The 25,910-nt window shown below is 64.9% G+C and carries 28 protein-coding genes; 13 read left to right on the top strand and 15 right to left on the bottom strand.

Features of this window, described 5'->3' with window-relative positions; all coding sequences use genetic code 11:
- Positions 1 to 81: 81 nt before the first annotated feature.
- A complete protein-coding gene (locus tag ASD73_RS06395; protein ID WP_037511307.1) occupies positions 82 to 609 on the bottom strand; it encodes a CarD family transcriptional regulator in 528 nt (175 codons plus the stop codon).
- A 313-nt stretch (positions 610 to 922) separates the two neighbouring features.
- Between ASD73_RS06395 and ASD73_RS06400 the strand changes: the two genes are divergently transcribed.
- Positions 923 to 1,735 carry an SDR family NAD(P)-dependent oxidoreductase gene (locus ASD73_RS06400; RefSeq protein WP_056370781.1) on the top strand — a complete coding sequence of 271 codons (813 nt, stop codon included), beginning with the start codon at positions 923 to 925 and terminating at the stop codon, positions 1,733 to 1,735.
- A 56-nt stretch (positions 1,736 to 1,791) separates the two neighbouring features.
- A complete protein-coding gene (locus tag ASD73_RS06405; RefSeq protein WP_082521409.1) occupies positions 1,792 to 2,574 on the top strand; it encodes a tetratricopeptide repeat protein in 783 nt (260 codons plus the stop codon).
- Between the two features lie 92 nt (positions 2,575 to 2,666).
- On the opposite strand, the gene ASD73_RS06410 is transcribed toward ASD73_RS06405, so the two are convergent.
- The 5 genes from ASD73_RS06410 to hisG all read right to left on the bottom strand — a co-directional run bounded on the left by ASD73_RS06410 (position 2,667) and on the right by hisG (position 8,418).
- Positions 2,667 to 4,790: a sodium-translocating pyrophosphatase gene (locus tag ASD73_RS06410; RefSeq protein WP_056370785.1), complete on the bottom strand. Its 2,124-nt coding sequence runs from the start codon at positions 4,788 to 4,790 to the stop codon at positions 2,667 to 2,669.
- A gap of 182 nt (positions 4,791 to 4,972) precedes the next feature.
- The gene (gene thiL, locus ASD73_RS06415) at positions 4,973 to 5,905 is read right to left on the bottom strand and encodes a thiamine-phosphate kinase (RefSeq protein WP_056370787.1); all 933 of its coding nucleotides are present in this window, start codon (positions 5,903 to 5,905) and stop codon (positions 4,973 to 4,975) included.
- A 111-nt stretch (positions 5,906 to 6,016) separates the two neighbouring features.
- Positions 6,017 to 6,466, bottom strand: a complete 450-nt coding sequence (nusB, locus tag ASD73_RS06420; protein ID WP_056370790.1) for a transcription antitermination factor NusB — start codon at positions 6,464 to 6,466, stop codon at positions 6,017 to 6,019.
- Positions 6,467 to 6,476: 10 nt separating this feature from the next.
- Positions 6,477 to 7,769, bottom strand: a complete 1,293-nt coding sequence (gene hisD, locus ASD73_RS06425) for a histidinol dehydrogenase (RefSeq protein ID WP_056370791.1) — start codon at positions 7,767 to 7,769, stop codon at positions 6,477 to 6,479.
- Positions 7,756 to 8,418, bottom strand: a complete 663-nt coding sequence (hisG, locus tag ASD73_RS06430) for an ATP phosphoribosyltransferase (RefSeq protein ID WP_056370793.1) — start codon at positions 8,416 to 8,418, stop codon at positions 7,756 to 7,758. Before hisG ends, hisD begins: the two co-directional genes overlap by 14 nt.
- A gap of 39 nt (positions 8,419 to 8,457) precedes the next feature.
- On the opposite strand from hisG, the gene ASD73_RS06435 reads away from it, so the two are divergent.
- Complete coding sequence (locus ASD73_RS06435; RefSeq protein WP_056370795.1) at positions 8,458 to 9,537, top strand: DUF2332 domain-containing protein; 1,080 nt, start codon at positions 8,458 to 8,460, stop codon at positions 9,535 to 9,537.
- 15 nt (positions 9,538 to 9,552) lie between these two features.
- Here ASD73_RS06435 and ASD73_RS06440 read toward each other — a convergent pair whose 3' ends face one another.
- A complete protein-coding gene (locus ASD73_RS06440; RefSeq protein ID WP_235534217.1) occupies positions 9,553 to 9,999 on the bottom strand; it encodes a DUF1465 family protein in 447 nt (148 codons plus the stop codon).
- A gap of 132 nt (positions 10,000 to 10,131) precedes the next feature.
- On the bottom strand, positions 10,132 to 10,329 hold the full coding sequence (locus tag ASD73_RS06445; RefSeq protein WP_056370799.1) for a YdcH family protein: 198 nt from the start codon (positions 10,327 to 10,329) through the stop codon (positions 10,132 to 10,134).
- Positions 10,330 to 10,452: 123 nt separating this feature from the next.
- Here ASD73_RS06445 and ASD73_RS22205 point away from each other — a divergent pair, with 123 nt between their 5' ends.
- A complete protein-coding gene (locus tag ASD73_RS22205) occupies positions 10,453 to 10,611 on the top strand; it encodes a DUF465 domain-containing protein (RefSeq protein ID WP_082521410.1) in 159 nt (52 codons plus the stop codon).
- A gap of 45 nt (positions 10,612 to 10,656) precedes the next feature.
- Here the strand turns inward: ASD73_RS22205 and ASD73_RS06450 are convergent, their stop codons facing one another.
- From ASD73_RS06450 to ASD73_RS23010, 3 genes are all read right to left on the bottom strand, one after another.
- Positions 10,657 to 11,046 (bottom strand): PilZ domain-containing protein, encoded by a 390-nt coding sequence (locus tag ASD73_RS06450; RefSeq protein ID WP_056370800.1) that lies wholly within the window; start codon positions 11,044 to 11,046, stop codon positions 10,657 to 10,659.
- Positions 11,047 to 11,130: 84 nt separating this feature from the next.
- Positions 11,131 to 11,592: an RNA polymerase-binding protein DksA gene (gene dksA, locus ASD73_RS06455; protein ID WP_056370802.1), complete on the bottom strand. Its 462-nt coding sequence runs from the start codon at positions 11,590 to 11,592 to the stop codon at positions 11,131 to 11,133.
- A gap of 717 nt (positions 11,593 to 12,309) precedes the next feature.
- On the bottom strand, positions 12,310 to 13,113 hold the full coding sequence (locus tag ASD73_RS23010) for a hypothetical protein (protein ID WP_200961042.1): 804 nt from the start codon (positions 13,111 to 13,113) through the stop codon (positions 12,310 to 12,312).
- A 138-nt stretch (positions 13,114 to 13,251) separates the two neighbouring features.
- Here ASD73_RS23010 and ASD73_RS06470 point away from each other — a divergent pair, with 138 nt between their 5' ends.
- From ASD73_RS06470 to ASD73_RS06490, 5 genes are all read left to right on the top strand, one after another.
- Positions 13,252 to 13,593 carry an ArsR/SmtB family transcription factor gene (locus tag ASD73_RS06470; protein WP_056370804.1) on the top strand — a complete coding sequence of 114 codons (342 nt, stop codon included), beginning with the start codon at positions 13,252 to 13,254 and terminating at the stop codon, positions 13,591 to 13,593.
- Entirely contained in the window at positions 13,590 to 14,057 is a 468-nt protein-coding gene (locus ASD73_RS06475; protein WP_200934904.1) for an SRPBCC family protein, read from the top strand. The genes ASD73_RS06470 and ASD73_RS06475 overlap by 4 nt, the downstream gene beginning before the upstream one ends.
- A 43-nt stretch (positions 14,058 to 14,100) precedes the next feature.
- The gene (serS, locus tag ASD73_RS06480) at positions 14,101 to 15,381 is read left to right on the top strand and encodes a serine--tRNA ligase (RefSeq protein WP_056373286.1); all 1,281 of its coding nucleotides are present in this window, start codon (positions 14,101 to 14,103) and stop codon (positions 15,379 to 15,381) included.
- Between the two features lie 97 nt (positions 15,382 to 15,478).
- Complete coding sequence (surE, locus tag ASD73_RS06485; RefSeq protein WP_056370806.1) at positions 15,479 to 16,243, top strand: 5'/3'-nucleotidase SurE; 765 nt, start codon at positions 15,479 to 15,481, stop codon at positions 16,241 to 16,243.
- 141 nt (positions 16,244 to 16,384) lie between these two features.
- Positions 16,385 to 17,452 carry a potassium channel family protein gene (locus ASD73_RS06490; protein WP_056370808.1) on the top strand — a complete coding sequence of 356 codons (1,068 nt, stop codon included), beginning with the start codon at positions 16,385 to 16,387 and terminating at the stop codon, positions 17,450 to 17,452.
- Here ASD73_RS06490 and ASD73_RS06495 read toward each other — a convergent pair.
- Positions 17,449 to 17,775: a DUF423 domain-containing protein gene (locus ASD73_RS06495; protein WP_056373287.1), complete on the bottom strand. Its 327-nt coding sequence runs from the start codon at positions 17,773 to 17,775 to the stop codon at positions 17,449 to 17,451. The two genes, ASD73_RS06490 and ASD73_RS06495, sit on opposite strands and share 4 nt — an antisense overlap.
- Before the next feature lie 64 nt (positions 17,776 to 17,839).
- Between ASD73_RS06495 and ASD73_RS06500 the strand changes: the two genes are divergently transcribed.
- From ASD73_RS06500 to ASD73_RS06510, 3 genes are all read left to right on the top strand, one after another.
- Positions 17,840 to 18,559, top strand: a complete 720-nt coding sequence (locus tag ASD73_RS06500) for an esterase/lipase family protein (RefSeq protein WP_056370810.1) — start codon at positions 17,840 to 17,842, stop codon at positions 18,557 to 18,559.
- Positions 18,560 to 18,578: 19 nt separating this feature from the next.
- Positions 18,579 to 19,949 carry a 30S ribosomal protein S12 methylthiotransferase RimO gene (gene rimO, locus ASD73_RS06505; RefSeq protein WP_056370812.1) on the top strand — a complete coding sequence of 457 codons (1,371 nt, stop codon included), beginning with the start codon at positions 18,579 to 18,581 and terminating at the stop codon, positions 19,947 to 19,949.
- A 66-nt stretch (positions 19,950 to 20,015) separates the two neighbouring features.
- Positions 20,016 to 21,488: a DUF4403 family protein gene (locus ASD73_RS06510; protein ID WP_056370814.1), complete on the top strand. Its 1,473-nt coding sequence runs from the start codon at positions 20,016 to 20,018 to the stop codon at positions 21,486 to 21,488.
- 4 nt (positions 21,489 to 21,492) lie between these two features.
- Here the strand turns inward: ASD73_RS06510 and ASD73_RS06515 are convergent, their stop codons facing one another.
- The 3 genes from ASD73_RS06515 to ASD73_RS06525 form a co-directional block, all read right to left on the bottom strand.
- Positions 21,493 to 21,954, bottom strand: a complete 462-nt coding sequence (locus tag ASD73_RS06515) for a hypothetical protein (protein ID WP_056370816.1) — start codon at positions 21,952 to 21,954, stop codon at positions 21,493 to 21,495.
- 70 nt (positions 21,955 to 22,024) lie between these two features.
- A complete protein-coding gene (locus tag ASD73_RS06520) occupies positions 22,025 to 23,038 on the bottom strand; it encodes an inorganic phosphate transporter (RefSeq protein ID WP_056370818.1) in 1,014 nt (337 codons plus the stop codon).
- A gap of 15 nt (positions 23,039 to 23,053) precedes the next feature.
- Positions 23,054 to 24,178, bottom strand: coding sequence for a DUF47 family protein (locus tag ASD73_RS06525; protein ID WP_162248136.1), 1,125 nt, complete (start codon positions 24,176 to 24,178; stop codon positions 23,054 to 23,056).
- Positions 24,179 to 24,367: 189 nt separating this feature from the next.
- Between ASD73_RS06525 and ASD73_RS06530 the strand changes: the two genes are divergently transcribed.
- On the top strand, positions 24,368 to 25,909 hold the full coding sequence (locus ASD73_RS06530) for a flavin-containing monooxygenase (protein WP_443027958.1): 1,542 nt from the start codon (positions 24,368 to 24,370) through the stop codon (positions 25,907 to 25,909).
- The last annotated feature ends 1 nt before the right edge of the window (position 25,910 follow it).

The raw sequence follows: 25,910 nt of genomic DNA on the forward strand, positions 1-25,910 counted from the left end.
GTTCCCCGGCTTTCGCCGGGGTACAGAATCGAAAAGGGCGGCCCTACCAGACCGCCCTTTCCTTCATCGCTGTGGACGCGATTACACCTTTTCGGCGTAATAGAGCGGCGCGTGCTCGTTGAGGATCTGGAGGATCTTCGCCTGCGCTGTCTTTTCGTCGCTTTCTTCCATCGCGCCGAGTTCGCGCGCGAGGCGGCTCGACGCCGCTTCGAAGATCTGACGTTCCGAATAGCTCTGTTCGGGCTGGTCGTCGGCGCGGAAAAGGTCGCGGGTCACCTCGGCGATCGACACGAGGTCGCCCGAGTTGATCTTCGCTTCATATTCCTGCGCGCGGCGCGACCACATGGTGCGCTTCACCTTCGGCTTAGTGGTCAGGACCTGCAACGCTTCCTTCAGCGTCTTGTCCGACGACAGCTTGCGCATGCCCACGCCTTCAGCCTTGTTCGTCGGCACGCGAAGCGTCATTTTTTCCTTTTCGAAGCGCAGGACATAAAGTTCGAGCTGCATGCCGGCGATTTCCGACCGCTGCAGTTCGATGACGCGCCCCACGCCATGCTTGGGATAAACAACATAATCGCCGACTTCGAACAAGAGCGTGTTCACGGACATGCAAATTCCTTTCTGTGCCTTGACCCTGACCGGAAACTGCGACAACACCGGGACATCCGGCCCTCCGTATTGAGGGGGATGAGCATTCGGGCGGCGCTAGCCAGTCAGAGTGACAAGGGATATGGCTCCATCGGAAACGCCGAATGTGCCCCAGCCCGAGCGGCGGGAAGAGGCAGGGTGTCGGCGTGTTGATATTTATTATAACAGATTCGCAACAAAATTGCCACCCCTGCGCGGAAATGCGTCGGTCGGCACCTTGACGGCTCCTCATACCCGTTTCAGGTTGAAACGAAATCATAGATAGGGAGCCGGTATGCAGGATCAAATTTGGTGGATCACGGGCGCCTCCTCGGGCATCGGCGCGGCGCTGGCACGGGCGCTCGGCGCACGCGGCGCAAAGCTGATCCTGTCGGGGCGCAACGTCGCTGCATTGGAGGCCGTTGCCGCCGACTGCGCTACCGAATCGATGGTCCTGCCGTTCGAGGCGACCGACTATTCCGCCCTCTCCGCCATCGCCGAGCAGGCGTGGGGCTGGCAGGGCCGCATCGACGGGCTCGTCAACAACGCCGGCATCTCGCAGCGCAGCCTCGCGATCGAGACCGATTTTCCGGTTTATCAGCAAATCATCGGCGTCGATCTGCTCGCGCCGATCGCCCTCACCCAGCAATTGCTTCCGCGCATGGTCGGTGCGGGTGGCGGACAGATCATCGCGATCTCCAGCGTCGCGGGCATCGCGGGCGTGCCGCTGCGCAGCGCTTACTCGGCGGCCAAGCATGGCCTGATCGGCTATCACGACAGCGTGCGCGCCGAAAATGAGCATCTGGGGTTGAAGGTGCTCGTCGTCGCGCCGGGTTCGGTACGCACCAACGTCAGTCGCAATGCGCTCAACGCCGACGGCAGCACGCGCGGGGAAAGCGACGCCGCGATCGAGAACGGCCTGTCGCCCGACGATGCGGCGGCGCAGATGCTCGCGGCGGTCGATGCCGGAACGCGCGAACTGATCGTCGCCGAGGGCGCCGAAGCGATGATCGCCGGCCTCCGCCGCAGCGACCCCGACGCGCTGTTCGACCGGATGAGCGCGATGGTGCAGGCGGGCTATGCCGCGCAGATGAAAGCGCAGCGCTGAGAGCGCACAAATGACGTGTTCACGCGGGCTGCGATGAACAAGGGGGAGGGGGCATCATGATATACCGACGGATTCTCGCGTCGGCAGCGTCGACGCTGGCGTGCCTTGGTGTGGGCGCCACATGTTGGGCGCAGGCGGAAGCCATGCCGGGCACCGAAATTGGAATAGCGGGCGTCGAGGCCGAAGAAGCCGGCGACCCGGCCCGCGCGGCAGACCTGTATCGGCAAGCATGCGGCATGGATGACGCCGCCGCCTGCGCCCTGCTCGGTTCGAAATACACGCGCGAGGGGCGCGGCGTAGAGCCCGACATGAACCGGGCCCTCGAATATTTCCAGCGTGGCTGCGACCTCGGCAACGCGGTCGCCTGCGATGCCGTGCGGCAAGTCGAGGCCCATCGCGCTTCGGCGGAAGCCGAAGTCGAAGCCGAAAGCACCGCCGCAGCCATCACGGCGGCCGAGGCGGCGGCGGAAGACGCGGCCGAGCCCGAAGTCGACCCGTCCGCCCCGGCTCCGATCACATTTGACGATATGCGGCAGGGCTGCGACGACGGGGTGGCGATCGACTGCCTGACGCTCGGCCATATGTATCGCGACGGCAATGGCGCACCGCAGGACGGCAATCGCGCGGTCGCGATGTACCGAACCGCGTGCGACATCAGCAAAAGCGACGACCAATTCGGAAGCTACGCCTGCCACTTCGCGGCGGCCGCCTATGAGAGCGGCGAAGGCGTACCACAGGATCTGGCGCGCGCGCTCCTGCTCTACCAGAAATCGTGCAAGGCGGGGAATGACGATAGCTGCGAGCAGGCGCGGGTGGTGCAGTTGGCGACCGAGAAATAACGCCCTCGCCGCGCCATGAAGCAGGAAATGCCTACAAAAAAGCCCCGCCGGATCGCTCCGACGGGGCTTTTCTTTGCCCGTAGGCGGCGCGCTTAGACCGCGCCGTGCGCCAGCGCTGCGAGTAGCAGGATCGCCACGATATTGGTGATCTTGATCATCGGGTTCACCGCCGGACCCGCGGTATCCTTGTACGGATCGCCGACGGTGTCGCCGGTCACCGCGGCCTTGTGAGCCTCGCTGCCCTTGCCGCCATGGTTGCCGTCTTCGATATACTTCTTGGCATTGTCCCATGCGCCGCCGCCCGAGGTCATCGAGATGGCCACGAAGAGCCCGCTGACGATGACGCCGAGCAGTAGCGCGCCGAGCGCTTCGAGCGCAGCGGCCGGACCGGCCACCGCGCGGATCACGAAGAACACGACGATCGGTGCGAGCACCGGCAACAACGACGGGATGATCATTTCCTTGATCGCCGCCTTGGTCACCAGGTCGACCGTGCGCGCATAGTCGGGCTTGCTCTCATAGGTCATGATGCCCGGGTTGTTCTTGAACTGGTCGCGAACATCCTTGACGACCTCACCCGCCGCGCGGCCGACCGCGGTCATGCCGAACGCACCGAACAGATACGGCAGCAACGCGCCGAGCAACAGTCCGACGATGACATAGGGCGACGACAGCGAGAAAGTCAGCGGCTCGGTCAGACCGAGCTTGGCCGAATATTCGGTGATGTCGGCGGTATAGGTACCGAACAGCACCAGCGCCGCGAGACCAGCAGACCCGATGGCATAGCCCTTCGTCACCGCCTTGGTCGTGTTGCCCACGGCGTCGAGCAAGTCGGTCTTTTCACGCACGCTGTCATCAAGACCCGCCATTTCGGCAATGCCGCCGGCGTTGTCGGTGACCGGACCATAAGCATCGAGCGCCACGACCATGCCCGCGAGTGCAAGCATTGCGGTTGCCGCAAAGGCGATGCCGACGATACCCGCGATCTGGAACGCGGCGATGATGCCGGCGCATATCACCAGCGTCGGAGCCGCGGTCGATTCAAGGCTGATAGCCAAACCCTGGATCACGTTGGTGCCGTGACCGGTTTCCGAGGCCTTGGCGATCGAGCGCACCGGGCGATAGTTGGTGCCGGTGTAATATTCAGTGATCCAGATGATCAGCCCGGTGATGATCAGGCCGAGCAGCGAGCAATAGAACAGGTCCCAGCCATTGAACGCCTGGCCCGTGATGTCGGTCGCCATGTCGCCCTTCAGGACATAGCTGGTCGAAAACCAGATCGCCGGGACCGAGAGGACCGCGGTGACGAGGAAGCCCTTGTACATCGCGCCCATGACATTCTTGCCGCCGCCGAGGCGGACAAAGTAAGTGCCGATGATCGAGGTGATGATGCAGACGCCGCCCATCAGCAGCGGCAGGCTCATCAGCGGAAGAAGCTGGTCGCCCGCGCCCTTCAAGAGCAGCGCCATCAACACCATCGTGGCGCCGACGGTGACGACATAGGTTTCGAACAGATCGGCGGCCATGCCGGCGCAGTCGCCGACATTGTCGCCGACGTTATCGGCGATGACGGCGGGGTTGCGTGGGTCATCCTCGGGAATTCCGGCCTCGACCTTGCCGACGAGGTCGGCGCCAACGTCGGCCGCCTTGGTGAAGATACCGCCGCCGAGACGCGCGAAGATCGAGATCAGCGAGGCGCCGAACGCCAGCGCGACGAGCGCGTCGACGACGGTGCGATCCTCACCGCCAACGGTGAAGCCCCCCGGTCCGATCAGATACCAGAAGAAGACCGAGATTGCGAGCAAGGCAAGCCCCGCCACGAGCAGGCCGGTGATCGCGCCGGCGCGAAACGCCATGGTCAGGCCCGCCTGCAGCCCGGTCTGCGCCGCAGCCGCAGTGCGGACATTGGCTTTGACCGAGATGTTCATGCCGACGAAGCCGGCAACCCCCGACAGGACGGCGCCGATGACGAAGCCGGTCGCCGAGATCGGGCCAAGGAACAGCCCGACAAGAATGGCGACAACGACGCCGACGATGGCGATGGTACGATATTGGCGGCCCAGATAAGCCTTGGCGCCTTCCTGAATGGCGGCGGCGATTTCCTGCATCTTTTCATTACCGGCGGAGGCGCTGAGCACCTGCCGCGAGGTAATGAAGCCATAGAGCACGGCGACGAGGCCGCACGCTATCGCGATCAAAACCGGATCCGGATTCATGCGTGACTATTCCTTCCCGTTGAGAAGGGCGACGCAGAAGATAGCAGTCGAGCACGTCCGACTTATTGATGCCGGTTCGCTCTCTCCCCTGATGCGACCGCCCCAAATTTGGACGCCGATTTATGGGAAGAAAGAAAGCCAAGGGCAAGCCCGGTTATTCCGCGCTTTTCCGTGTTTTCGCATCAGTGCATGAAACCGAGACGCTCGGGCGGCGCAATCCGCTGCGCCCGGTGCGTCAGCATGATTCCCTCGCCTACCCCGGCGTGGCCGAGGGCCGTGACGGCGACATTCAGCCCCGCCCCAATCTCGCGGATCGCCGCGGCGGCTGAAGGATCGGCGGTGAACAGCAACTGATAATCGTCGCCCGCACTCGCCGCCGCGAGCCGCGTGTCGAGCACGTCGGGACGCACCGCGAGCAGCGCCGCCGAGAGTGGCACCGATTCCAGCATGATGCCAAGCTGGCATCCGCTCGCCTCGGCCATGCGCTGCGCGTCGATCAGCAGGCCGTCGGACACGTCCATCATCGCATGGACGTGCGGCGCCACCGCCTGCCCGAAGGCCAGCTGAGGCTCGGGGCGACAATAAGCGGCAAGGCAGGTTTCATTCGGATCGATTTGGCCCAGCCGCATCGCGAGACCGAGCCCGGCATTGCCGATCGTGCCGGTGACCCAGAGCTGGTCGCCGGGCTTGGCGCCGCTCCGCGCCGGCGCGCCGGTCGCAGGCGCCTTGCCGATCGCGGTGAGTCCGAATGTGCGCGGCGCGCCGGCGGGAATGCCCACTGTATCGCCCCCGAGCAACGGCACCTCGTACCGGCGCAGCACGTCGCCCAGACCGCGGACGAAGGCCGCGTCCCAAAACTCGTCGCCGGTCAGACTATAGCCGACGAGCACGCCGAGCGGCGCCGCGCCCTTCGCCGCCAGATCGGAAAGGTTCACCGCAACGAGCTTCCACGCGACATCCTGCGGCCGTTCGTCGGGGAGGAAATGGATGCCCTCGACGATCATGTCGTGGGTGAGGACAAGGTCGCCGAGCACCGCGGCGTCGTCGGCCAGCCCGCGCGCGGCGGGATCGGTCGCTATGGCACGCAGGCGGGCGATGAAATCGGCTTCGCTCATACTGCAGAGCTTAGCGCAAGCCGTATCCTGGCGAAAGCCGGGACCCAGAGCGTTCCAACCTAACATCCACTCAAATGAGCTGGGGACCCGGCTTTCGCCGGGAGCGGGACGTTACTTCGCCCGCACATCCTTGCCGATCGCATCGAGCAGGCCATTCGCAAAGCCCGCCTCGCGCGTATCGAAGAACGCCTTCGCCACATCGACATATTCGCTGACCACCGCGCCGACGGGCACATCGCCGCGCGCCATCAATTCGTAGGAGCCCGCGCGCAGGATCGCCTTCATCGTGCGGTCGAGCCGCTCCATCGACCAGCCGCTCGCGAGCCGCCCGACGATCGCCACGTCGATCTCTTCCTGACGTGCGAGCGTGCCTTTCACGATGTCATCGAAAAAGGCGGTATCGGCCTCGGCATATTCCTCGTCCTCGATCGTCGCGCCGATGCGGTGCTGATGGAATTCGTGGATCAGCTTGGGCACGGGCGTGCCCTCCATCTCATGCTGATAGAGCGCCTGGACGGCGGCGAGACGGGCGGCGGAGCGGGACTGGGAACGTTTGTTCATGACTCTTTTCTTAGCTGAGACGCTGGCTGACCGAAAGCGCGTGGGCGGGAAGCCCCTCGGCGCCCGCGAGCGCAACCGCGGCCGGGCCGATCGCGGCAAGGCTTGTTTCGTCGAGCGCGAGGAAGCTGGTGCGCTTCATGAAATCGCTGACCGACAGCCCGCTTGAGAAACGCGCGCGGCGGCCGGTCGGCAGCACGTGGTTGGGACCCGCGACATAGTCGCCGATCGCTTCGGGGGTCTGGCGGCCGAGGAAGACCGATCCCGCGTGGCGCACCTTGGCAAAGAGCGCGTCAGCTTCGGCGGCATCGACCGCGAGTTCGAGATGTTCGGGGGCAAGCCGGTCGCAGAGCGGGATCGCGTCGGCGAGCGTGGGCACGACGATCACCGCGCCGTTGGCATCCCAACTGGCACGCATCGTCGCGGCGGTCGTCAGATTAGGAATCTGATGCTCTACCGCCGCGGCCACCGCATCGGCGAAATCGCCGTCGTCGGTGAACAGGATCGACTGGCTTGTCGGGTCGTGCTCGGCCTGGCTCAAGAGGTCGGCAGCGATGACATGCGGTTCGTTCTTCGCGTCGGCGACGACGACGATCTCGCTCGGCCCTGCAACCATGTCGATGCCGACGACGCCATAGACCTGCCGCTTTGCCTCGGCGACCCAGGCATTACCCGGGCCGGTGACGACGTCGACCGGCGCGACCCTGTCGGTGCCATAGGCGAGCGCGGCAACCGCCTGCGCGCCGCCGATACGCCAGATTTCGTCGACCCCGCCGATATGCGCGGCGGCCATCACCACGGGATTGGTCTCGCCGCCCGGCGTCGGCGTCATCATCACGATGCGCTCGACCCCCGCGACCTTCGCGGGGAGGATGTTCATCAAGACCGACGACGGATAGGCGGCACGCCCGCCGGGGACGTAGACGCCTGCGGCATCGACCGCATTCCAGCGCGCGCCCAGCCTCGCCCCCGTGGCGTCGCGATAGTCGCGATTCTCGGGGAGCTGCGCGGCATGATAGGCGCGGATGCGATCGGCAGCGAGGTTCAGCGCATCGCGAAGCTCGGGCGCGAGTGCCTCATAGGCTGCGGCGCACTCCTCCTTCGAAATGCTCCACCCGCTCGCGTCCAGATCGAAGCGGTCGAATTTCGCGGTATAATCGGCCAGCGCCGCGTCGCCCTCGGCCTTCACGCGCGCGATGATCGCGGCAACGTCGGCGGAAACGTCGGAATCGCTCTCGCGCCGATCATTGACCAGCGCGTCGAACTCCGCCGCGAAGCCGGGTCCGGAAGCGTCAAGCCGCCGCATCGCCCTGCCCTACAGCCTGCCGGAATTTCTCGACCAGCGCGGGCACTTCGGCCGAGCGCAGCTTGAACGCCGCACGGTTGACGATCAGCCGCGCCGACACCTCGCTGATGATCTTCTGCTCGGCGAGCGCGTTCTCGACGAGCGTGCGTCCGGTCGAAACCAGATCGACGATGTGCGAGGCGAGCCCCAGCTTCGGCGCGATTTCCATCGCGCCGTTCAGCTTGATGCATTCGGCCTGGATGCCCTGCGCTTCGAACCAGCGGCGCGTCGTTGCGGGATATTTGGTCGCGACGCGGATATGACTTTCACCCAATCCCGGGGGAGCGCTGCCCTCGGGCCCGGCGAGCGACAGGCGGCAATGGCCGATGCCAAGGTCCACCGGCGCGTAAAGCTCGCTGTAAGCATACTCGTCGACGACGTCCGACCCGACGATACCGAGCTGCGCTGCGCCATGCGCGACGAAGGTCGCGACATCGAACGCGCGCACGCGGATCAGCGAGATGTGCGGCTGGTTTGTCCCAAAAACTAACGCCCTGCTTTTCTTGTCGAAAAACTCGCCCGACGGCTCTATCCCGACGCGCGCAAGCAGGGGCAGCGCCTCGTCGAGGATGCGCCCCTTCGGGATGGCAAAGATGATCGGTTCGGGCATAAGCTTGCGCGCCCATAAGCGGCGAGAGGAAAAAGGGCAATGAGCGAGCGCTACGAGTTCATCGACATGGCCGAGACCGGCCCGAAGGCCGTCCGCACCGCCTTTGCCAATCAGGTCGCATATTGCCGCGCCAACGACGCGCGCGTCACCGCCCGCGTCGTCGCGGCGCTCGCCGCGCTGCTTGCCAAGCCGACGAGCGAATTCGCGCGCCGCATCGCCGGCTGGCAAGGGCCCCCGCTCGCCGACGCGCTGCCGCTCCGCGCCGCTGGCGGTATCCACGCGCTGCATCTGTCGGGAACCGCGCACGAACTCGCGCCCATCTACGCCGATTCCGAAGACATCAACGACAATGCGGTCATCGCCGGCGTCGTCGCGCGGCACGAAGCGGCGCTGCTTCCCTGGCTCGACGGCCCGCCCCAGACGAACGAGGCGGGGCGCTCGTCGAACTTTATCGCCGCGATGCTCTGGCTTGCCGACAAGGGCCTGCCCCCGCGTTTCGACTGCCTCGAAATCGGATCGAGCGGCGGGATCAACCTGATGATCGACCGCTATCATTACGACCTAGGCGGCGTGCATGTCGGGCCGCAGCCGGGCGCGATCGCCTTCACCCCCGACTGGCGCGGCGACCATCCGCCGCAGCACGCGATCGAATTCACCGGCCTCAAAGGTTGCGACGTTGCCCCCGTCGACCTGACCGATCCCGCGCAGGCGCTGCGGCTGAAAGCCTATATCTGGCCCGAGCAGCATATCCGCTTCGCGCGCATCGAGGCGGCGATTGCGGCGGCGACCGAGGACCCACCGCAACTGATCCGCGCGAACGCCGCCGATTTCGTCAAGGCCGAACTCGCGAAACCGCAAGCTGAAGGGACGACGCGCGTGCTGATGCATTCGGTCGTCTGGCAATATGTCCCCGCCGACCAGCAGGCGCGCGTCACCGTCGCGATGGAGGAAGCTGGCAAGCGCGCGACCGCCGACCGGCCGCTCGCGTGGATCGCGCTCGAGGCGAACCGGACGGTGCATCATCATGAACTGGCCGTGCGCTATTGGCCGGACGGCGAAGCGCCGAAGAAAATTGCCCAGGCGCACGCGCACGGCGCGTGGATCGAGTGGCTGGGCTAAACACGCCCTTCGTCGTTAAAGCCGCGCCTCCAACCGCGCCAGCAATTGCTGCACCGGGGTCACGGCCGGCGCTTCCCAGCCGGCCTCCAGCATCGCGATCCGCTCGAACAATCGTTCGCTCGCCGAAACAATCCGGCGTACCGACACATCGAAGCTCGCGCATATGGCCCAGTCGGCCGCAACCGCCTGCCCGATCCGCGCCGCGCTGTCGTGCGGCCCCGCCCCCGGGTCGCCCGCGAACATCGCGCGGCGGTGGAGCAGCCAGGCGATGACGTGCATCAGCCGCGTCGTCGTCTTCAACGATTCGCACGCAAGGCCGATCTGCGCCGCAGCGTCGCCGCCGGCACGCCCGAGGTCGCGCTGCACGGCAAAGGCGGCGTGCGCCTCGTCGGCGAGCAGCATCGCCTCGACATAGAGATTTTCGACCTGTGCGCGTTGCACCGGCACATCGATCGCCATCATGTTCGTTCGCCCACCGACCATGACGCGGGAGATGCCATGCCGGCTATCGGGTCCGCAACGTCGGTAACCATGAAATTACGCACGCCAACCGTCCCGTTTTGATTCAGGCGTTTAAAAGGCGAGCGGCATCGATCAGGCGATGATATCGGGAAGCAGCTGATCTTCGCACCAAGAGATCTCGTCGCGCAGGCGCAGCTTGCGTTTTTTCAGGCGCGCGAGCTGCAGCTGGTCGGGAATCGCCGCGGTGCCGAGCGCAATGATCGCCGCATCGAGGTCGCGATGCTCGATGCGAAGAAGCTCCAGGCGCTGGGTAATTTCCTCTGGGTTCACATCGCCTCCCTGCCACGTTCACCACTGGTCCGCAACGGGGACCGCTTGGCCGAATCGGCACGACATCGAGGTGGTTTCGTGATTTAATTCGTCCTGCCCATCGAGTCGAAAAGGAGAATGCCAATGAGCACGTCGCACCTTTCCACCCTGAAGTCCCGCCACGCGGACCTCGATGCGAAAATTGCGAATGAAGAGCGCCGCCCCGCCCCCGATACCGGAGTGGTTGCGCAGCTCAAGAAGCAGAAACTGAAACTCAAGGAAGAGATGCTCGCGATCGCCTGACCGCCAGCGCTATCGCCCCGCTGATGCCACCCTGTGAAGGACGCATCAGCGCCGGCGGTAGAAGGGCCCCGTCTCGAGCCCCGTGCGCCGAAGATGTGGCGGCAAATCGGACTGCGAAACCACCTGACGACGCACCGCCTGCGGGTCGACCTGACGGTCGAACGCAATACCGAACTTGCCCTCGCCTACCCAGATCACGCGGCCCGCGACCGAGCCGACGTTGCGCAGGTCAACCTCGACCGCCGCGCCCTGCGCGACCTTGACGTTCGCCTCGGCCAGCATGCCGCCGGGCGACAGGTTGCGCACGCGGACGGTAACGGGATCGGCATGGCCGGGCAGGATCAGGCCGGCCTGCAGGAACAGGCTGTCGCGATCGGCGCCGCGCGACAGCGCCGCGACTTCCTCGTCGACCGATCTGGGTCCTAGTGAATCCATTGCGTCCCGTTCCTCTTGTGATTGAGGAGTGGAATCTAGGACGGGGTCATTGCGGAATCGTAAATGGGGCCGAGGCCCCGGCCACTAATCTTCGCGTGAAATCCGTTCGTTGCGCTCGTGGCGCTCCTGCGCCTCCAGCGTCATCGTCGCGATCGGGCGGGCTTGCAGGCGTGCTAACGAGATCGGCTCGCCAGTGACCGCGCAATAGCCATATTCGCCTTCGTCGATGCGGCGAATCGCCGAATCGATCTTGGCGATCAGCTTGCGCTGGCGGTCGCGTGTTCGAAGTTCGATCGCCCAGTCAGTCTCGCTCGACGCGCGATCGGCGAGGTCGGGCTCGCGCAGCGGGCCGTCCTGAAGATGCGCCAGCGTCGATTCGGATTCGGACAGGATCGACTTTTTCCAGGCGAGGAGCAGGCCGCGGAAATAGTCCTGCTGCCGCTCGTTCATAAACTCTTCGTCGTCGCCGGGGACATAGTCCGAATCGAGATTGGATTTGGCTTCGCGAAGCGCGTCAGCGCCAACGTCGGCAATCTTGGTCGGCATGAGGGGCTCTCGCGTCCTTTCCTGTCACCTTACGGGCTGTTAAACAGCTCGGGGAGTGGCGCGCCTATACCCAGCCGCTGGCGACGATACAAGCGCCTAAGCTGCCGATAGCGACAACCCGTGAAGCGGCGATGAACCGGCATCGCGTCGAGGGCGATTCTGCCGCCCGGTGGCGGGCCTGTCGAGCAGCCCGCGCGGACGCAATTTAGGTCCGAAGGTTAACCAATTGCATAGAATTGCTGCACAATCCGTTCTGTTTTGGGACAGATAGCGGGATTTTTGTTGATTCCGCGTGCCAATTCCCGCTCTCGGACAGGCAAACGCGGTTAACACAATTGCCGCGTTCACAAAGCTTTGGCCTTTTGAGTTATAGCGAAGGTGAACGGGGGGTGCCGGTCGAGGGCGCTTCGCACCTGCAACGGGAAAGAAAGAAAAGCCTATGTCTGTCCGAATGGCCCTGGCCAAGCTTTGCGCCTGCACCTGCGGCGGGGCGATCATCGGTAGCGGCGCAATGCAGATCGCGGACGTCCCGAAGGCGCGCGCGCAGACGGTCCAGTCGTGCTCGCCGTGCGCGGGCAAGAAGGTCGTGCGCAAGCGCCATGCGGCGCGCAAGCCCGTGAAGCGCGTGCGCCGCGTCGTGACGACGAAGCGCATCATTCGCACCGCGACCCCGCAGACGCAGGTGGTAACGCAGACGATCCCGCTGCCACCGATCCCTTATGCGCCCTTCCCGCGTGGCGGCTTTGAAGGCGGTAGCAGCGGCGGCGGCGTGACCGTCATCGGCGGCGGCTTTGGCGGCGGTTTCGGCGGCGGTTTCTTCGGGGGTTTCTTCGGCGGCAGCAGCGGCGGCGGCAGCAGCGGCAGCATCGTCGTCACCTCGACGACAACCGGCGGCCTCAGCACAACCTCCAGCACCTCGTCGGGCGTCTCGACCTCGACGGGTGGCGTGTCGACCTCCACCGGCGGGGTGTCGACCTCGACTGGCGGTGTTTCGACCTCCACCGGTGGCGTTTCGACCTCGACCGGCAGCGTCAGCACCTCGACCTCGTCGGGCAATGTTTCGACCTCTTCGGGTAACGTCAGCACCTCCTCTTCGAGCAGCAGCTCGTCGTCGAGTTCGTCCTCCTCTTCGTCGTCGTCGAGCTCGTCCTCGTCGGGCGGCAGCTCGTCGAAGGGCAGCTCGGGCTGGGGCAGTTCCTCCCACGGCAGCTCGGGCGGTTCGAGCAGTTCGTCATCGAGCTCTTCCTCGTCGTCGAGCAGCAGCACCTCAAGCGGGGCAACCTCGTCGGGCGCCACGGGTGGGAGCAGCAGCTGGGGGTCGACCGGCAGCACCGGATCGTCGTCGAGCAGCAGCTCGTCATCCTCTTCGTCTTCGTCGTCCAGCTCCGGCGGCAGCACCAGCAGCTCGTCGGGCGATCCGACCCCTGTTCCTGCACCGCCGATGATGCTATTGTTCGGCGCTGCAGCCGCTGCGCTTGTCGCGCGGCGCCGCGCGGCGAACCGCAACGACGACGACGCCAACGCGGCTTGAGAAATCCACTGGCGGTCCGGGGGGCTAACCCAGACCACCGAACTAAGGGCCGCCCTTCGGGACGGCCCTTTTTTATGCGCGACGCGAATCAGTTTGCCATATGGGAAACTATTTATATAGTTCGCCATATGGTGAACCAACAAGCCGCACTCGATTCGCTCTTCCACGCACTCGCCGACCCGACGCGCCGCGCGGTCGTCAGCCGCCTGCTCAAAGGCGCCGCGCCGGTAAAGCAGCTATCCGAGCCGTTTGAAATGGGCCTTCCCGCCTTCCTCAAGCATCTGTCGGTGCTTGAGCTGTCGGGACTGATCCGCACCGAAAAGCAGGGCCGCGTCCGCACCTGCCGTGTCGATGCCGAGCGGCTCGCGGCGGCGGAAGGCTGGCTCTCGCAGCAACGCGCGATCTGGCAGGGCCGCACCGACCGTCTCGCCGACTTCGTCGAATCGCAAAATCCCCCGGAGAAAATATGATGACCAACGACACGATCCTGACGATCTCCCGCCTGATCGCCGCGCCGCCGTCGGCCGTGTGGAACGCGTGGAGCGTGCCGGAGAATCTCGCGAAATGGTGGATCCCGGCGCCGATCGAATGCGAGGTCGTCACGCTCGACCTGCGGCCGGGCGGCGGGTTCGTGACGCGAATGCGCGAAGCCGGCGCTGGCGATTTTCAGCCGCATGTCGATGGCTGTTTCCTCGAGGCGATCCCGAACGAGCGGCTCGTCTTCACTACTGTGCTCACCGAAGGCTGGCAGCCCGCCGAGCCCTGGCTCGCGCTGACCGCGATCCTGACCTTCGAAGCGCAGGATGGTGGCACCCTCTATTCGGCGCGTGTGCTCCACAAGACGCCCGAGGACAGCGCCAAGCATGACGAGATGGGCTTTTACGAAGGCTGGGGCACTGCGATCGGCCAGTTGGCCGAGTTGGTGGAACGCTAAGACGGGCTTGCGCCGCGCGGGCGCCGCCGCCATAGCGCGGCGCATGCACGATATCCGCCTGATCCGGGAAAATCCCGAAGCGTTCGACGCCGGCCTCGCGCGCCGCGGCCTCGAACCCCTGTCCGCCCGGATCGTGGCGGCCGACGCGTCGCTGCGCGCGTTGCAGACCGAAATCCAGGCATCGCTCGCGCGCCGCAACGAAGCGTCGAAGCTGATTGGCCAGGCGATGGCCAGCGGCGACAAGGACAAGGCCGAAGCATTGAAGACCGAGGTCGCCGACCTCAAGACTTCGCTTCCCGCCAAGGAAGACGCCGAGCGCGAACAGCTCGCCGCATTGCAGGACATTCTCGCCGCCCTCCCGAACATCCCGCTTGCCGATGTCCCCGACGGCGCGGATGAGGAAGGTAATGTCGAGATTTCGCGCTGGGGCACGCCCCGCACGTTCGATTTCCCGCCGCAGGAGCATGCCGACTTCGCCCCCGCGCTCGGCCTCGATTTCGAGACCGCGGCCAAGATGTCGGGTGCGCGTTTTGCGTTCCTGAAAGGCCAGATGGCGCGGCTCGAACGCGCGCTCGGCCAGTTCATGATCGACAAGCAGACTACTGAGGCCGGCTACACCGAATGCGCGACCCCATTGATGGTTCGCGACGAAGCAGCTTACGGCACGACGCAGCTCCCCAAGTTCCGCGAGGACCTGTTCCAGACCACCGACGGCCGCTGGCTCATCTCGACCTCCGAAATGAGCCTGACCAACGCGGTGCGCGAGGAAATCCTGCCCGAGTCCGATCTGCCGATCCGCATGACCGCCCTCACCCCCTGCTTCCGCTCCGAGGCGGGATCGGCGGGGCGCGACACGCGCGGCTATATCCGCCAGCACCAGTTCTGGAAGGTCGAGCTCGTGTCGATCGTCCGCCCCGAGGAATCGGATGCCGAACTCGAACGCAAGACGCGCGCTGCCGAGGTGATCCTTGAGGCGCTCGAACTCCCCTATCGCAAGATGTTGCTGTGCAGCGGCGACATGGGCTTTTCGGCGCGCAAGACCTACGACCTCGAAGTGTGGCTGCCCGGCCAGAACGCCTATCGCGAGATTTCGAGCTGCTCGACCTGCGGCGATTTCCAGGCGCGGCGCATGAATGCGCGCTTCCGCCGCGAAGGCGGCAAGAGCAACGAGTTCGTCCACACGCTCAACGGATCGGGGCTTGCCGTGGGCCGGACGCTCGTCGCGATCCTCGAAAACTACCAACAGGCCGACGGCAGTGTCGACGTTCCGACGGCGCTGCTGCCGTACATGGGCGGCATCACCAAGCTCACCCCGGCCAACTAAACAGTCGTCACCCCGGACTTGATCCGGGGTCCATGACGCCATCGCCGAATGGATTCCGGATCAAGTCCGGGATGACGAAGAAAGAGAGACGAAAAACGTGCGCATCCTCCTCACCAACGACGACGGCTATCACGCGCCCGGCATGGCGGTGCTCGAAGCGATCGCACGCGAACTCAGCGACGATATCTGGGTCTGCGCCCCCGCCGAGGAACAGTCGGGCGCCGGCCACTCGCTCACCCTCTCGCGCCCCGTGCGCATCCGCCAGCACGAAGAACGCCGCTGGTCGTGCAGCGGCACCCCGACCGATTCGGTGATGATGGCGATCGGCAAGCTGATGCCTGAAAAGCCCGACCTGATCCTGTCGGGGGTCAACCGCGGCGCGAATCTTGGCGACGACGTCACTTACTCGGGCACGGTATCGGCGGCGATCGAGGGCGCGCTCGCGGGCATCCCGTCGATCGCGCTCAGCCAGGTTTATGCCAAGGAAGGCATGGGCGACAGCGTGCCCTTCGAAGCCGCCGCGGCATGGGGCGCCAAGGTGCTGCGCCCGTTGCTCGCGATGGACATGGCGCCGCGCACGCTGATCAACATCAACTTCCCCGCGATTCCCGCCGAAGAGGTGCAGGGCATCCGCGTCACGCGGCAGGGCTTCCACGATTACGGCCGCGGCTCGATCGTCGAGGGCACCGACCCGCGTGGTTATCGCTATTACTGGTTCGGCCTTCACGGCATCGAACACAGCCTCGGCCACGACAGCGACCTCGAGGCGATCGACGACAAATATATCTCGGTCACCCCGCTCCAGCTCGACCTGACGCATGACGCCTCGCTCGCGGCGTTGCGCGGTGCCTATGGCGGCTGATAAGCGGGATCCACCACGCGTCCGCACAGGCGACGTCATCGGCCGCGCCGGCGCGACCGGTCAGGTCCAGACGTCGTAACTCCATTTCCAGTTGCGCAAAAATCGCATACCCGTCGATCCGATGAAGCAACTGCCGCCCCGATGAGCAAAGGCCCGTCAGACAAGCTGAAGATGCCGCACATCTTCCGCCCGCTGAAACGCGCGAGTAATTGGCCGATCTGGGCCGATGTCATCACGCGGCTCGGCGTCGCCTTTTTCCTGATCGCGATCGTCGTTCTCGTCCACTGGATCGATCGTGCGGGGCTGAAGGACAGCCACGACGGCCATATCAGCTTCCTCGACGTCGTCTATTTCACGATGATCTCGGTCACCACGACGGGCTTCGGCGATATCGCGCCGGTCTCCGACCGTTCGCGGCTTATCGAATCGATCATCGTCACCCCGATCCGCATCGCGGTGCTCTTCATTTTCGTCGGCACCGCCTATCAATTCGCCCTCAAACGCACATGGGATAAATGGCGTATGGCCCGCATCCAGGCAAAGCTCACCAACCATATCGTCGTCCTCGGCTTCGGCATCAGCGGCAGCGAGGCGGTCAAGGAACTGATCGCGCGCGGCACCGACCCGGCATGCATCGTCGTTATCGACCAGTCGGCATCGCGGATCGCCGAGGCCGAAACGATGGGCTGCAACGTGCTGCAAGGCGACGCATCGAACGACGACACGTTGATCGACGTCCAGATCGCGCGCGCGCAGTCGGTGCTGGTGTCGGCCGGGCGCGACGACTCATCGATCCTCATGGTCCTCACCGTCCGCCACCTGTCGCCCAAGGTGCCGATCAGCGTTGTCATCCGCGCGCAGGACAATGAGCTGCTCGCGCGGCAGGCGGGCGCGAACAATGTCATCAACCCCGTCAGCTTCACCGGCCTGCTGCTCGCCGGATCGGCGCAGGGTGCGCATGTCGCCGACTATATGGCCGACCTCGCCAGCATCGGCGGACGCGTCCAGCTGCGCGAACGCGCGGTGGGGGCCGAGGAAATCGGCCGCAGCATCGACCAGCTCGCCAGCGGCGGGCGCGGGCTACGCATCTATCGCAGCGGCAAGCCCTATGGCTTTTGGGAACCCGAAGCCCAGCGACTCGAACAGGGCGATCAAGTGGTCGAAGTCGTCCGCTGCGAAGAATGCGAAGCCAGCGTCCCTGGCGGCTAGGCGCGCCAGTAGAGCCAGCCGGCCCAGAGCCAGCCGACAATCAGCAACGTCCCGCCGATCGGCGTCACCGCGCCGAGCCACCGCGGCCCGCCCAGAGCCATCGCGTAAAGCGTGACCGCAAACAGCGCCCCGCCGACGAGCAGCAGGATCGCGGGGCCGCGCGCGACGCCCATGATCGCGAGCGCCGCGACCGCGTGGATCAGCTGGTACAGCCCCCCGGTGCGCAGCCATTCGGCCTCCTGCGGCCCCGCCGCACCATGCGCGCCGAACGCCCCGGCCGCCACCGCCACCGCCGCCGAAATCGCCGCAAATACGCCAATCATGTTCACCATCCTTGCAATGCCGTGCCGATGCGGCGAGCTATAGGCGGACGATAGGGAGAAGGCGATGCCCCGCAACACCCCGCTTCCCGAAGGGTTGAAGCCACCCAGCCGGCTTGCGACGCTCGGCGAGCTCGCGCTGCCGCTCGACATGCTGCGCTACGGCCTGTCGGGCTGGCACCTCCTCGGCGCCCCGCGCGGCGATGGACTTGGGATCGCCCTCCTTCCCGGCTATGGCGCGAGCGAACTCTCGATGCGGCCCTTGGAGATATATCTCCGCCACCTCGGCTACCATGTCCGCGACTGGGGCATGGGACGCAACAACGGCCGCGTCGCCGCCGATGTCGAGCGCTTCGCGGCGCAGGCCGCCGAATGGGTCCAGGCCGACGGTGCCCCGCTCACCCTCATCGGATGGAGCCTCGGCGGCGTCATCGCCCGCGAAACCGCGCGCGCCCATCCCCACCTCGTCCGCGAGATCATCACCTTGGGCACCCCGATCATCGGCGGCCCCAAATATACCACGCTCGCACAGCGCTTCGCCGGCCGCGATTTCGATGCGATCGAGCGCGAGATTCATGCGCGAAACCTCAAGGGGCTGACCCAGCCGCTCACCATCATCTACTCCGATCGCGACGGCATCGTCGGCCCCGACATCGCGGTCGACATCTACAACCCGCAGGCGCGGAACATCAAAGTCGCCAGCACGCATCTCGGCCTCGGCATCAACCCGCGCGTGTGGCGAATCGTCGCCGACACATTGGCAGGCGTGACAAACCCCGAAAAATAGACTAGGGGCGCCGCCAATCATGACAGTCAAAACCCTCCCCACCCAGCCGAAGGTCGGCATGGTTTCGCTCGGCTGCCCCAAGGCACTCGTCGACAGCGAACGGATTCTGACCAAGCTCCGCGCCGACGGCTATGGCCTGTCTCCCGACTATGCCGGCGCCGACGTCGTGCTCGTCAACACCTGCGGCTTCCTCGACTCGGCAAAAGAAGAAAGCCTCGAGGCTATCGGCGAAGCGATGGCCGAAAATGGCCGCGTCATCGTCACCGGCTGCATGGGCAATGAGGCCGAGGTCATCCGCGCGCGTTTCCCCAACGTGCTCGCGGTCACCGGCGCGCATCAATATGAGCAGGTCGTCGACGCCGTCCACGACGCCGCGCCGCCGACACAGGGACCGTTCGTCGATCTCGTCCCCGAGGGCGGGCTGAAGCTGACGCCGCGCCACTACAGCTATTTGAAGATCAGCGAAGGCTGCAACCACAGCTGCTCCTTCTGCATCATCCCCGATCTGCGCGGCAAACTCGTCAGCCGCCGCATCGACGCGGTGCTGCGCGAGGCCGAAAAGCTCGTCGCCGCGGGGACCAAGGAACTGCTGGTGATCAGTCAGGATACATCGGCGTACGGCGTCGACATCCGTCATGACCCGCGCCAGTGGCACGGCCGCGAAGTCCGCGCGCACATGACCGATCTCGCGCGCGAACTCGGCCAGCTCCAGACCAGCGAAGGCCGCGCCCCGTGGGTGCGCCTTCACTATGTCTATCCCTATCCGCACGTCGACGCGGTCATCCCGCTGATGGCCGAGGGGCTGCTGACGCCCTATCTCGACATCCCCTTCCAGCACGCGGCGCCGAGCGTCCTCAAGCGCATGAAGCGCCCCGCGAACGAAGCAAAGGTGCTCGAGCGCCTGAAGAACTGGCGCGCGATCGCCCCCGACATCGCGATCCGCTCCAGTTTCGTCGTCGGCTTCCCCGGCGAGACCGAGGCCGATTTCCAATATCTCCTCGACTGGCTCGACGAAGCCCAGCTCGACCGAGTCGGCGCCTTCCGCTTCGAACCCGTCGCGGGGGCGCAGGCGAACGCGCTCGACGATCAGGTACCCGAAGAGGTCAAGGAAGAACGCTATCAGCGCATCATGGCCAAGACGGCCGCGATCAGCGCCGCAAAGCTCGAAGCCAAAATCGGCCGCACGCTGCCGGTGATCATCGACGAGGTTGGCGAGGCGGACGAAGACGGCAGCATCGGTGCGACGGGCCGCTCACAGGCCGACGCGCCCGAAATCGACGGCCACGTCTATCTGCGCGACGTCGCGGCGACGCTCAAAGCCGGTGACATCGTCGATGTCGAGGTCGAGGACGCCGACGAGCATGACCTGTTCGGGGTCGTCACGGGCTAAAGCATAATATTGGAACGGTATTACCTGTTCGATGTTACCTAGAGGACGTCGAACAGGGGCCGTACTATGCACGCCAGAATATTTGCTGCATTGATACTGACGGGATCGCTAACCGCCTGCGATCGCCAGACTGCGGCCGAAGCGCCGCCGCGCGCGACCGACAAGGCGCCCTCGCCGACGCAGAAATCGCTGATCGCGGTGCCGATCAACGCCAATACCGCCTCGCTGAAACAGGCGCTCGAACGCGCGGTTCCGCGCGTCTTGTGGACGATCAACCAGCGTGAACCGGCGTGCGTCCAGCCGCAGCGGGTCAAGGTCTTCGGCAAGAAGGTCAAGGTCACGCCGCCGATCGCCTGCACGATCGTTGGTCAGGTGACGCGCGGGCCGCTGCGATTGCGCGGCGAAGGGAGCGAGATCGTCGTTGACGTACCGCTTCGAGCGACAATTGCCGCGCGCGACGTCGGCGGGGTGCTGAAGGGCGAGACCGCGACGGGCGCCGCGATGGCGCATGCGCGGGTCCGCATCGAACTCACCCCCGACTGGCGCACGCAGGGCAAGGCGCGCATCAGCTATGGCTGGACCAAGGCGCCGGGGATCGATTTTCTCGGGCGCCGGATCACCTTCACCGATCAGGCCGATGCGAAGCTGAAACCCGTCGTGGCGGGGGTCGAGCGCGAGGTGACCCGCGAGATTGCTAAGATCGATATCCGCAAGCAGGCGGCCGATGTGTGGCGGCAGAGCTTTACCACGCTCGAACTCAACCGCGAGAATCCGCCGGTGTGGATGCGCGTGACGCCGCAGCGCATCCTCTATGGCGGTTACCGGATCGAGGCCGATCGGATAAACCTCAACCTCGGACTCGAGGCGATAACCGAAACCTTCGTTTCGGGGCGGCCTTCCGACCCCAAGCCGACGCCCCTGCCCCGGCTGGTGCGCGAAGCCCCCAAACCGCATCTCGATGTCCGCGTGCCGGTGATCGCCGACTATGCAATACTCCAACCCGTTGTCGACCGCGCACTCGCAAAACGCTCGACGCGGCCTTTCGTCCTTCCAAAGCTCGGCTCGATGATGGTCAAATTCGGCAAATCGACGATCTATGGCGCGCCCGGCGGCCGGATCGCGGTGGGCGTCGACGTGGAGGCGAAGCTGGACATGCGATCAGGCGCGCCGACGCGGGGGCGCATCTGGATGACCGCGATCCCGGTCAACAGGCCGGGCTCGGCCGAGGTTCATTTCACCGACCTCGCCATCAACGGCGACACCGACGGGGTCGGTGGCGACCTCCTCATCCTTCTCGGCCGCAGCGAGGGTTTCGCACCATTGATCGCCGACGCGCTGACGCAGAATTTTACGAACGACCTCGGCAAGCTGCAAGCCAAGATAAAGCGTGCGGTCGACCAGCGGCGCGAAGGCGCCTTCGTCATCCGTACCCGCGTCGACCGCTTCGAAACCGGCGAGATCAAGGCTTATGGCAACGGCCTTTATCTGCCGGTGCGGATGGTCGGCGGGGCCAGCGTCGATTATCGCCCGGCGCGCTGATCGGTCAGCGGCGGGTAAAATCCATCGTCCAGTTCACTTCCCAGCTTTCACCGCCGTCGGCCGACATCGCCTGCTCCCAGCGCGGCGTCGCGGTACCGGTGCGGCTCCAGATGAAGCGCAACCGGATCGGACGACCATCGAGCGTGTCGTCGGCGTAGAAATGGCCGACGCCATCCTCGAACCGGCCGATAACCGGGACATCGAGCGCGTGCGGGCTGCGCGCATCGAGCCACCAGATTGCCCAGCTGCCTTGCGCCGGATCATAGGATCGCAGCGCGATCGCCCGATAGCTTCCGCCGGGTATATGGAGGAGATTGTCTTCGACGTTGCCCTCGCCGCCCAGGATCGGGCGCATATCCGAAGTGCCGTCGAACTCTTCCCATTCGGTACAGCCGGCAAGCCGCTCCTTCAGGCGGCGGTGCCGCACCTGCCAGCTGCCAATCTGGAAATCGAAATCGCCGGCCATCGCGTGCACTCCTCGTGATCGTCGACGAATGTTCTTATTACGTTCCGGATCGAACGCAACCCTGCGCGGTTCAGAATAGCCGCGTAATCCCATAGAAAGCCGCCGCGACCAGCGCGCTCGCCGGGATGGTGATGAACCATGCCGCGACGACGTTGCCCGCGACGCCCCAGCGCACCGCGCTGGCCCGGCGCGCGACGCCGGCGCCGATGATGCTGCCGGTGATCGTGTGCGTCGTCGACACCGGGATGCCGAGCAGGCTGGCGGTGAACACCATGATCGACCCGCCGGTCGAGGCGGCAAAGCCCTGATGGTGCGACAGCTTGGTGATGCGGCCGCCCATCGTCTCGATGATCTTCCACCCGCCCGACAGCGTGCCAAGCGCAATCGCGACATAGCAGCTGAACGCCACCCAATGCGGGATATGGAATTCGCCGCCGAGATAGCCGGTCGAATAGAGGAGCACGGTGATGATCCCCATCGTCTTTTGCGCGTCGTTCAGCCCGTGGCTGATTGAATAGGCGGCAGACGAAAGAAGATGCAGGCGGCGGAAGGTTTTTTCGGCGAAACCGGCGGTCGCGCGGCGCAGCGCCCAGCTGCTGGCCAGCATCACCAGCATCGCAAGCATCATGCCGAGCAGCGGCGACAGAAAGATCGCGATCACCGTCTTGTTGAGCCCGGTCCATTCGATCCCCTCGAACCCGGCATGCGCGACGCCCGCGCCGACAATCCCGCCGACGAGCGCGTGGCTTGACGAGGACGGAATGCCCTTCAGCCAGGTCACGACGTTCCAGAACATCGCGCCGACGAGCGCGCCGAAAACGACCGCGGGGGTTACCAGATCCTTGTCGATGATCCCCTTGCCGATCGTCTCGGCGACCTTGTGCAGTTCGGGAAAGATGACCGACAGGAAGTAAGCGGCAAAGTTAAAAAAGGCAGCAAACAACACCGCCTGCACCGGCCGCAGCAGCCGTGTCGCGACGACGGTCGCGATGCTGTTCGCGGCGTCGTGCAGACCGTTCAGGAAGTCGAACGCCAGCGCGAGGATGACGAGGCCGACGAGGAGCGGGAAAGCGAGTTCGTGCATGGTGGACGTCCCCGCTTATGCGTGGTCGATGACCAGGCCGTCGATTTCGTTCGCGACATCCTCGAAGCTGTCGGTGACGCGCTCGAGATGGCGGAAGAGTTCGCGCGTGATCAGGAAGCGGGTCGGGTTCGATTCGCCATGCTCGCGGAACAGGCGCTTGAGCCCGGCGGCGTGGATTTCGTCAGCATGGCCCTCCATCCGCACCAGCCGCTCGGTCAGTTCGTGGAGCCGCGGGCCATTGGCGCCGATGTTGCGGAGCAGCGGCAGCGCCTCTGCGGTCAGGCGCGCGGCATCGACAATGATGCCCGCGATGTCGCGCATTTCGGGCTCGAATTCGGTGACGTCGTACAGGTCGACCGCGCCCGCGGTCTTTTGCATCTCGTCGATGGCGTCGTCCATCGAGGCGATCAGGTCGGTGATCGCGCTGCGGTCGAACGGGGTCAGAAAGGTCCGGCGAACGGTCTGCAACACTTCGCGGGTGATCGCATCGGCGTCATGTTCGCGTTCGATGATTTCCTGGACATGGTCGGCCATGCCCTCGCCGCCCTGCAACATGCGCGACAGCGCGTTCGCCCCCGCGACGAGCGTCGCGGCGTGGCTTTCGAACAATTCGAAGAAATTTCCCTGTCGCGGCAGCAAACGCTGAAACCATGCGAACATCCAGCTAACCCCTGTCTTGTCTGCTACGTTGAGGGCGACCCCGCGCGGCTGGGCGACGGCGCGGAAACCGCCATCGCCGAACGAGCGGATCAGCGCCTGCAAATCGGGTTCCTCGACCGCCGACGCGGCGTCGCGGAACGAAAACCATTTGCGGTCGCGTTCGTCCATTTCCTTCCAGTCTTCGAGCTCGTTCGTCACGGCGAGCGGGAAGACCTCGACATTATACATGATCGAAGCGCCATTGGCCCGGCGCTTCCTATATTCATAGCTGCCGATCGGCGTCGGACAGACCGCACCGATCACCCCCGCCTCTTCCTCGGCCTCGACCGCGGCGGCGGCGTGGCGCGACATGCCGGTCAACGGATTTCCCTTTGGCACGACCCAACGCTTTGTTTCGCGCGACGTGATCAGCAGGATTTCGGTCGGGCCGTCCTGCGCGGGTCCGCCGAATCGATAGGGAAGGACGGCGATCTGACGCATGAGGCTTTCATCCTTTCCGGCGGTTTCGGGCGCGCGAGGCCATGGGTGACAAAGAGGTTACGCCCCTATGACAATAATGTGACAGCGACAAGGACGCTTCATCGCAGCCGCACTTTCCGTAAACGTCAATTCGATTGCAAAATGAAACGCGGTGCGTAATCTACCCATCAAACATAGTCGGGAGACAGGATGATGGCAGGCACGGCGACGACGGCACGCCCCGCGGACGCGAAAGCTGCACCGGTCGATCAGGATGTGCTGATCGTCGGCGCGGGGATTTCGGGCATCGGCATGGCCGTGCATTTGCAGATGAATTCTCCAGACCGCAGCTTCATCCTTGTCGAGCGCCGCGAACAGCTTGGCGGCACCTGGGATCTCTTCCGCTACCCGGGCATCCGATCGGACAGCGATATGCACACGCTCGGCTTCGTCTTCGAACCGTGGAAGCATGAAAAATCGATCGCTGACGGCCCGTCGATCCTCGAATATCTCAATCGCATCGTCGACGAGCGCCATATCCGCGAGCGCATCCGCCTCGACAGCAAGGTCGTCGGGGCCGACTGGGACAGCAATGCGGCGCGCTGGACGGTGACGATGGAGGACAGCAAGGGCACGAGGTCGACCACGACCGCGCGCTGGCTTTACCTCGGCTCGGGTTATTATGACTATGACGAGCCCTTCGACGCGCAATTCGCGGGCCGCGACGATTTTCAGGGCCAGATTATCCACCCGCAATTCTGGCCGAAGAATCTCGACTACAAAGGCAAGAAAGTCGTCGTGATCGGATCGGGCGCGACCGCGGTGACCATCGTCCCGTCGCTAAAGGAAGCCGCCCACGTCACGATGCTCCAGCGCACGCCGACCTGGTATTTCATCCGGCCCGCAAAGGACGGGTTCGCCAACTTCCTTCGCAAGTTCCTGCCCGAGACGCTCGCGTACAAGATCACGCGGTTCAAGAATGTCCGGTTGCAGGACATCGCCTTCCGCCGCGCACGCGAGAAGCCCGAGAAGGTCAAGGAGTTCCTGACAAAGAAGCTGCAGGAGAGCCTTGGCGACCGCTACGACGCCGAAGCCTTTACCCCGCCGTACAATCCGTGGGACCAGCGGCTCTGCCTCGTCCCCGACGCCGATTTCTTCGAGGCGATGAAGGCCGATAAGGCATCGGTCGTGACCGATCATATCGAGAAATTCGACGCGACCGGCATCGAGCTCAAATCGGGCAAGCACCTCGACGCCGACATCATCGTCACCGCAACCGGCCTGAAGCTCGCGGTCGCGGGCAAGATTCCTGTGCGCGTCGATGGGGCGCCGGTCGATTGGCATGACCATTTCTATTACAAGGCGTGCATGTTCTCGAACGTGCCGAACTTCTCGGCCGTGTTCGGTTATCTCAACGCGAGCTGGACGCTGCGCGCCGACATCGTGTCCGAATATGTCTGCCGCGTGCTCAACCATATGCGTGATACCGGGACCACGGTCGCGACCCCGGCGCTCGCCGACCCGTCGAGCCTCGAAGAGGAAAATGTCTTCGACTTCTCGTCAGGCTATATCCAGCGGTCGTTGCACATCATGCCGAAGAGCACGGTCGCGCTGCCTTGGCGCCTCAGCCAGAATTATGTCCAGGACCGGATCGACATGCGCACCGGCGCGATTGCCGACGGGGTACTGACCTTCTCCAACGCGCAAGCGACAGTGGCATCGGCACCGGCGGAGCTTGAAGCCGCGGAATAAG

This window comes from Sphingopyxis sp. Root154, assembly GCF_001427105.1.
Taxonomy (GTDB): Bacteria; Pseudomonadota; Alphaproteobacteria; order Sphingomonadales; family Sphingomonadaceae; genus Sphingopyxis.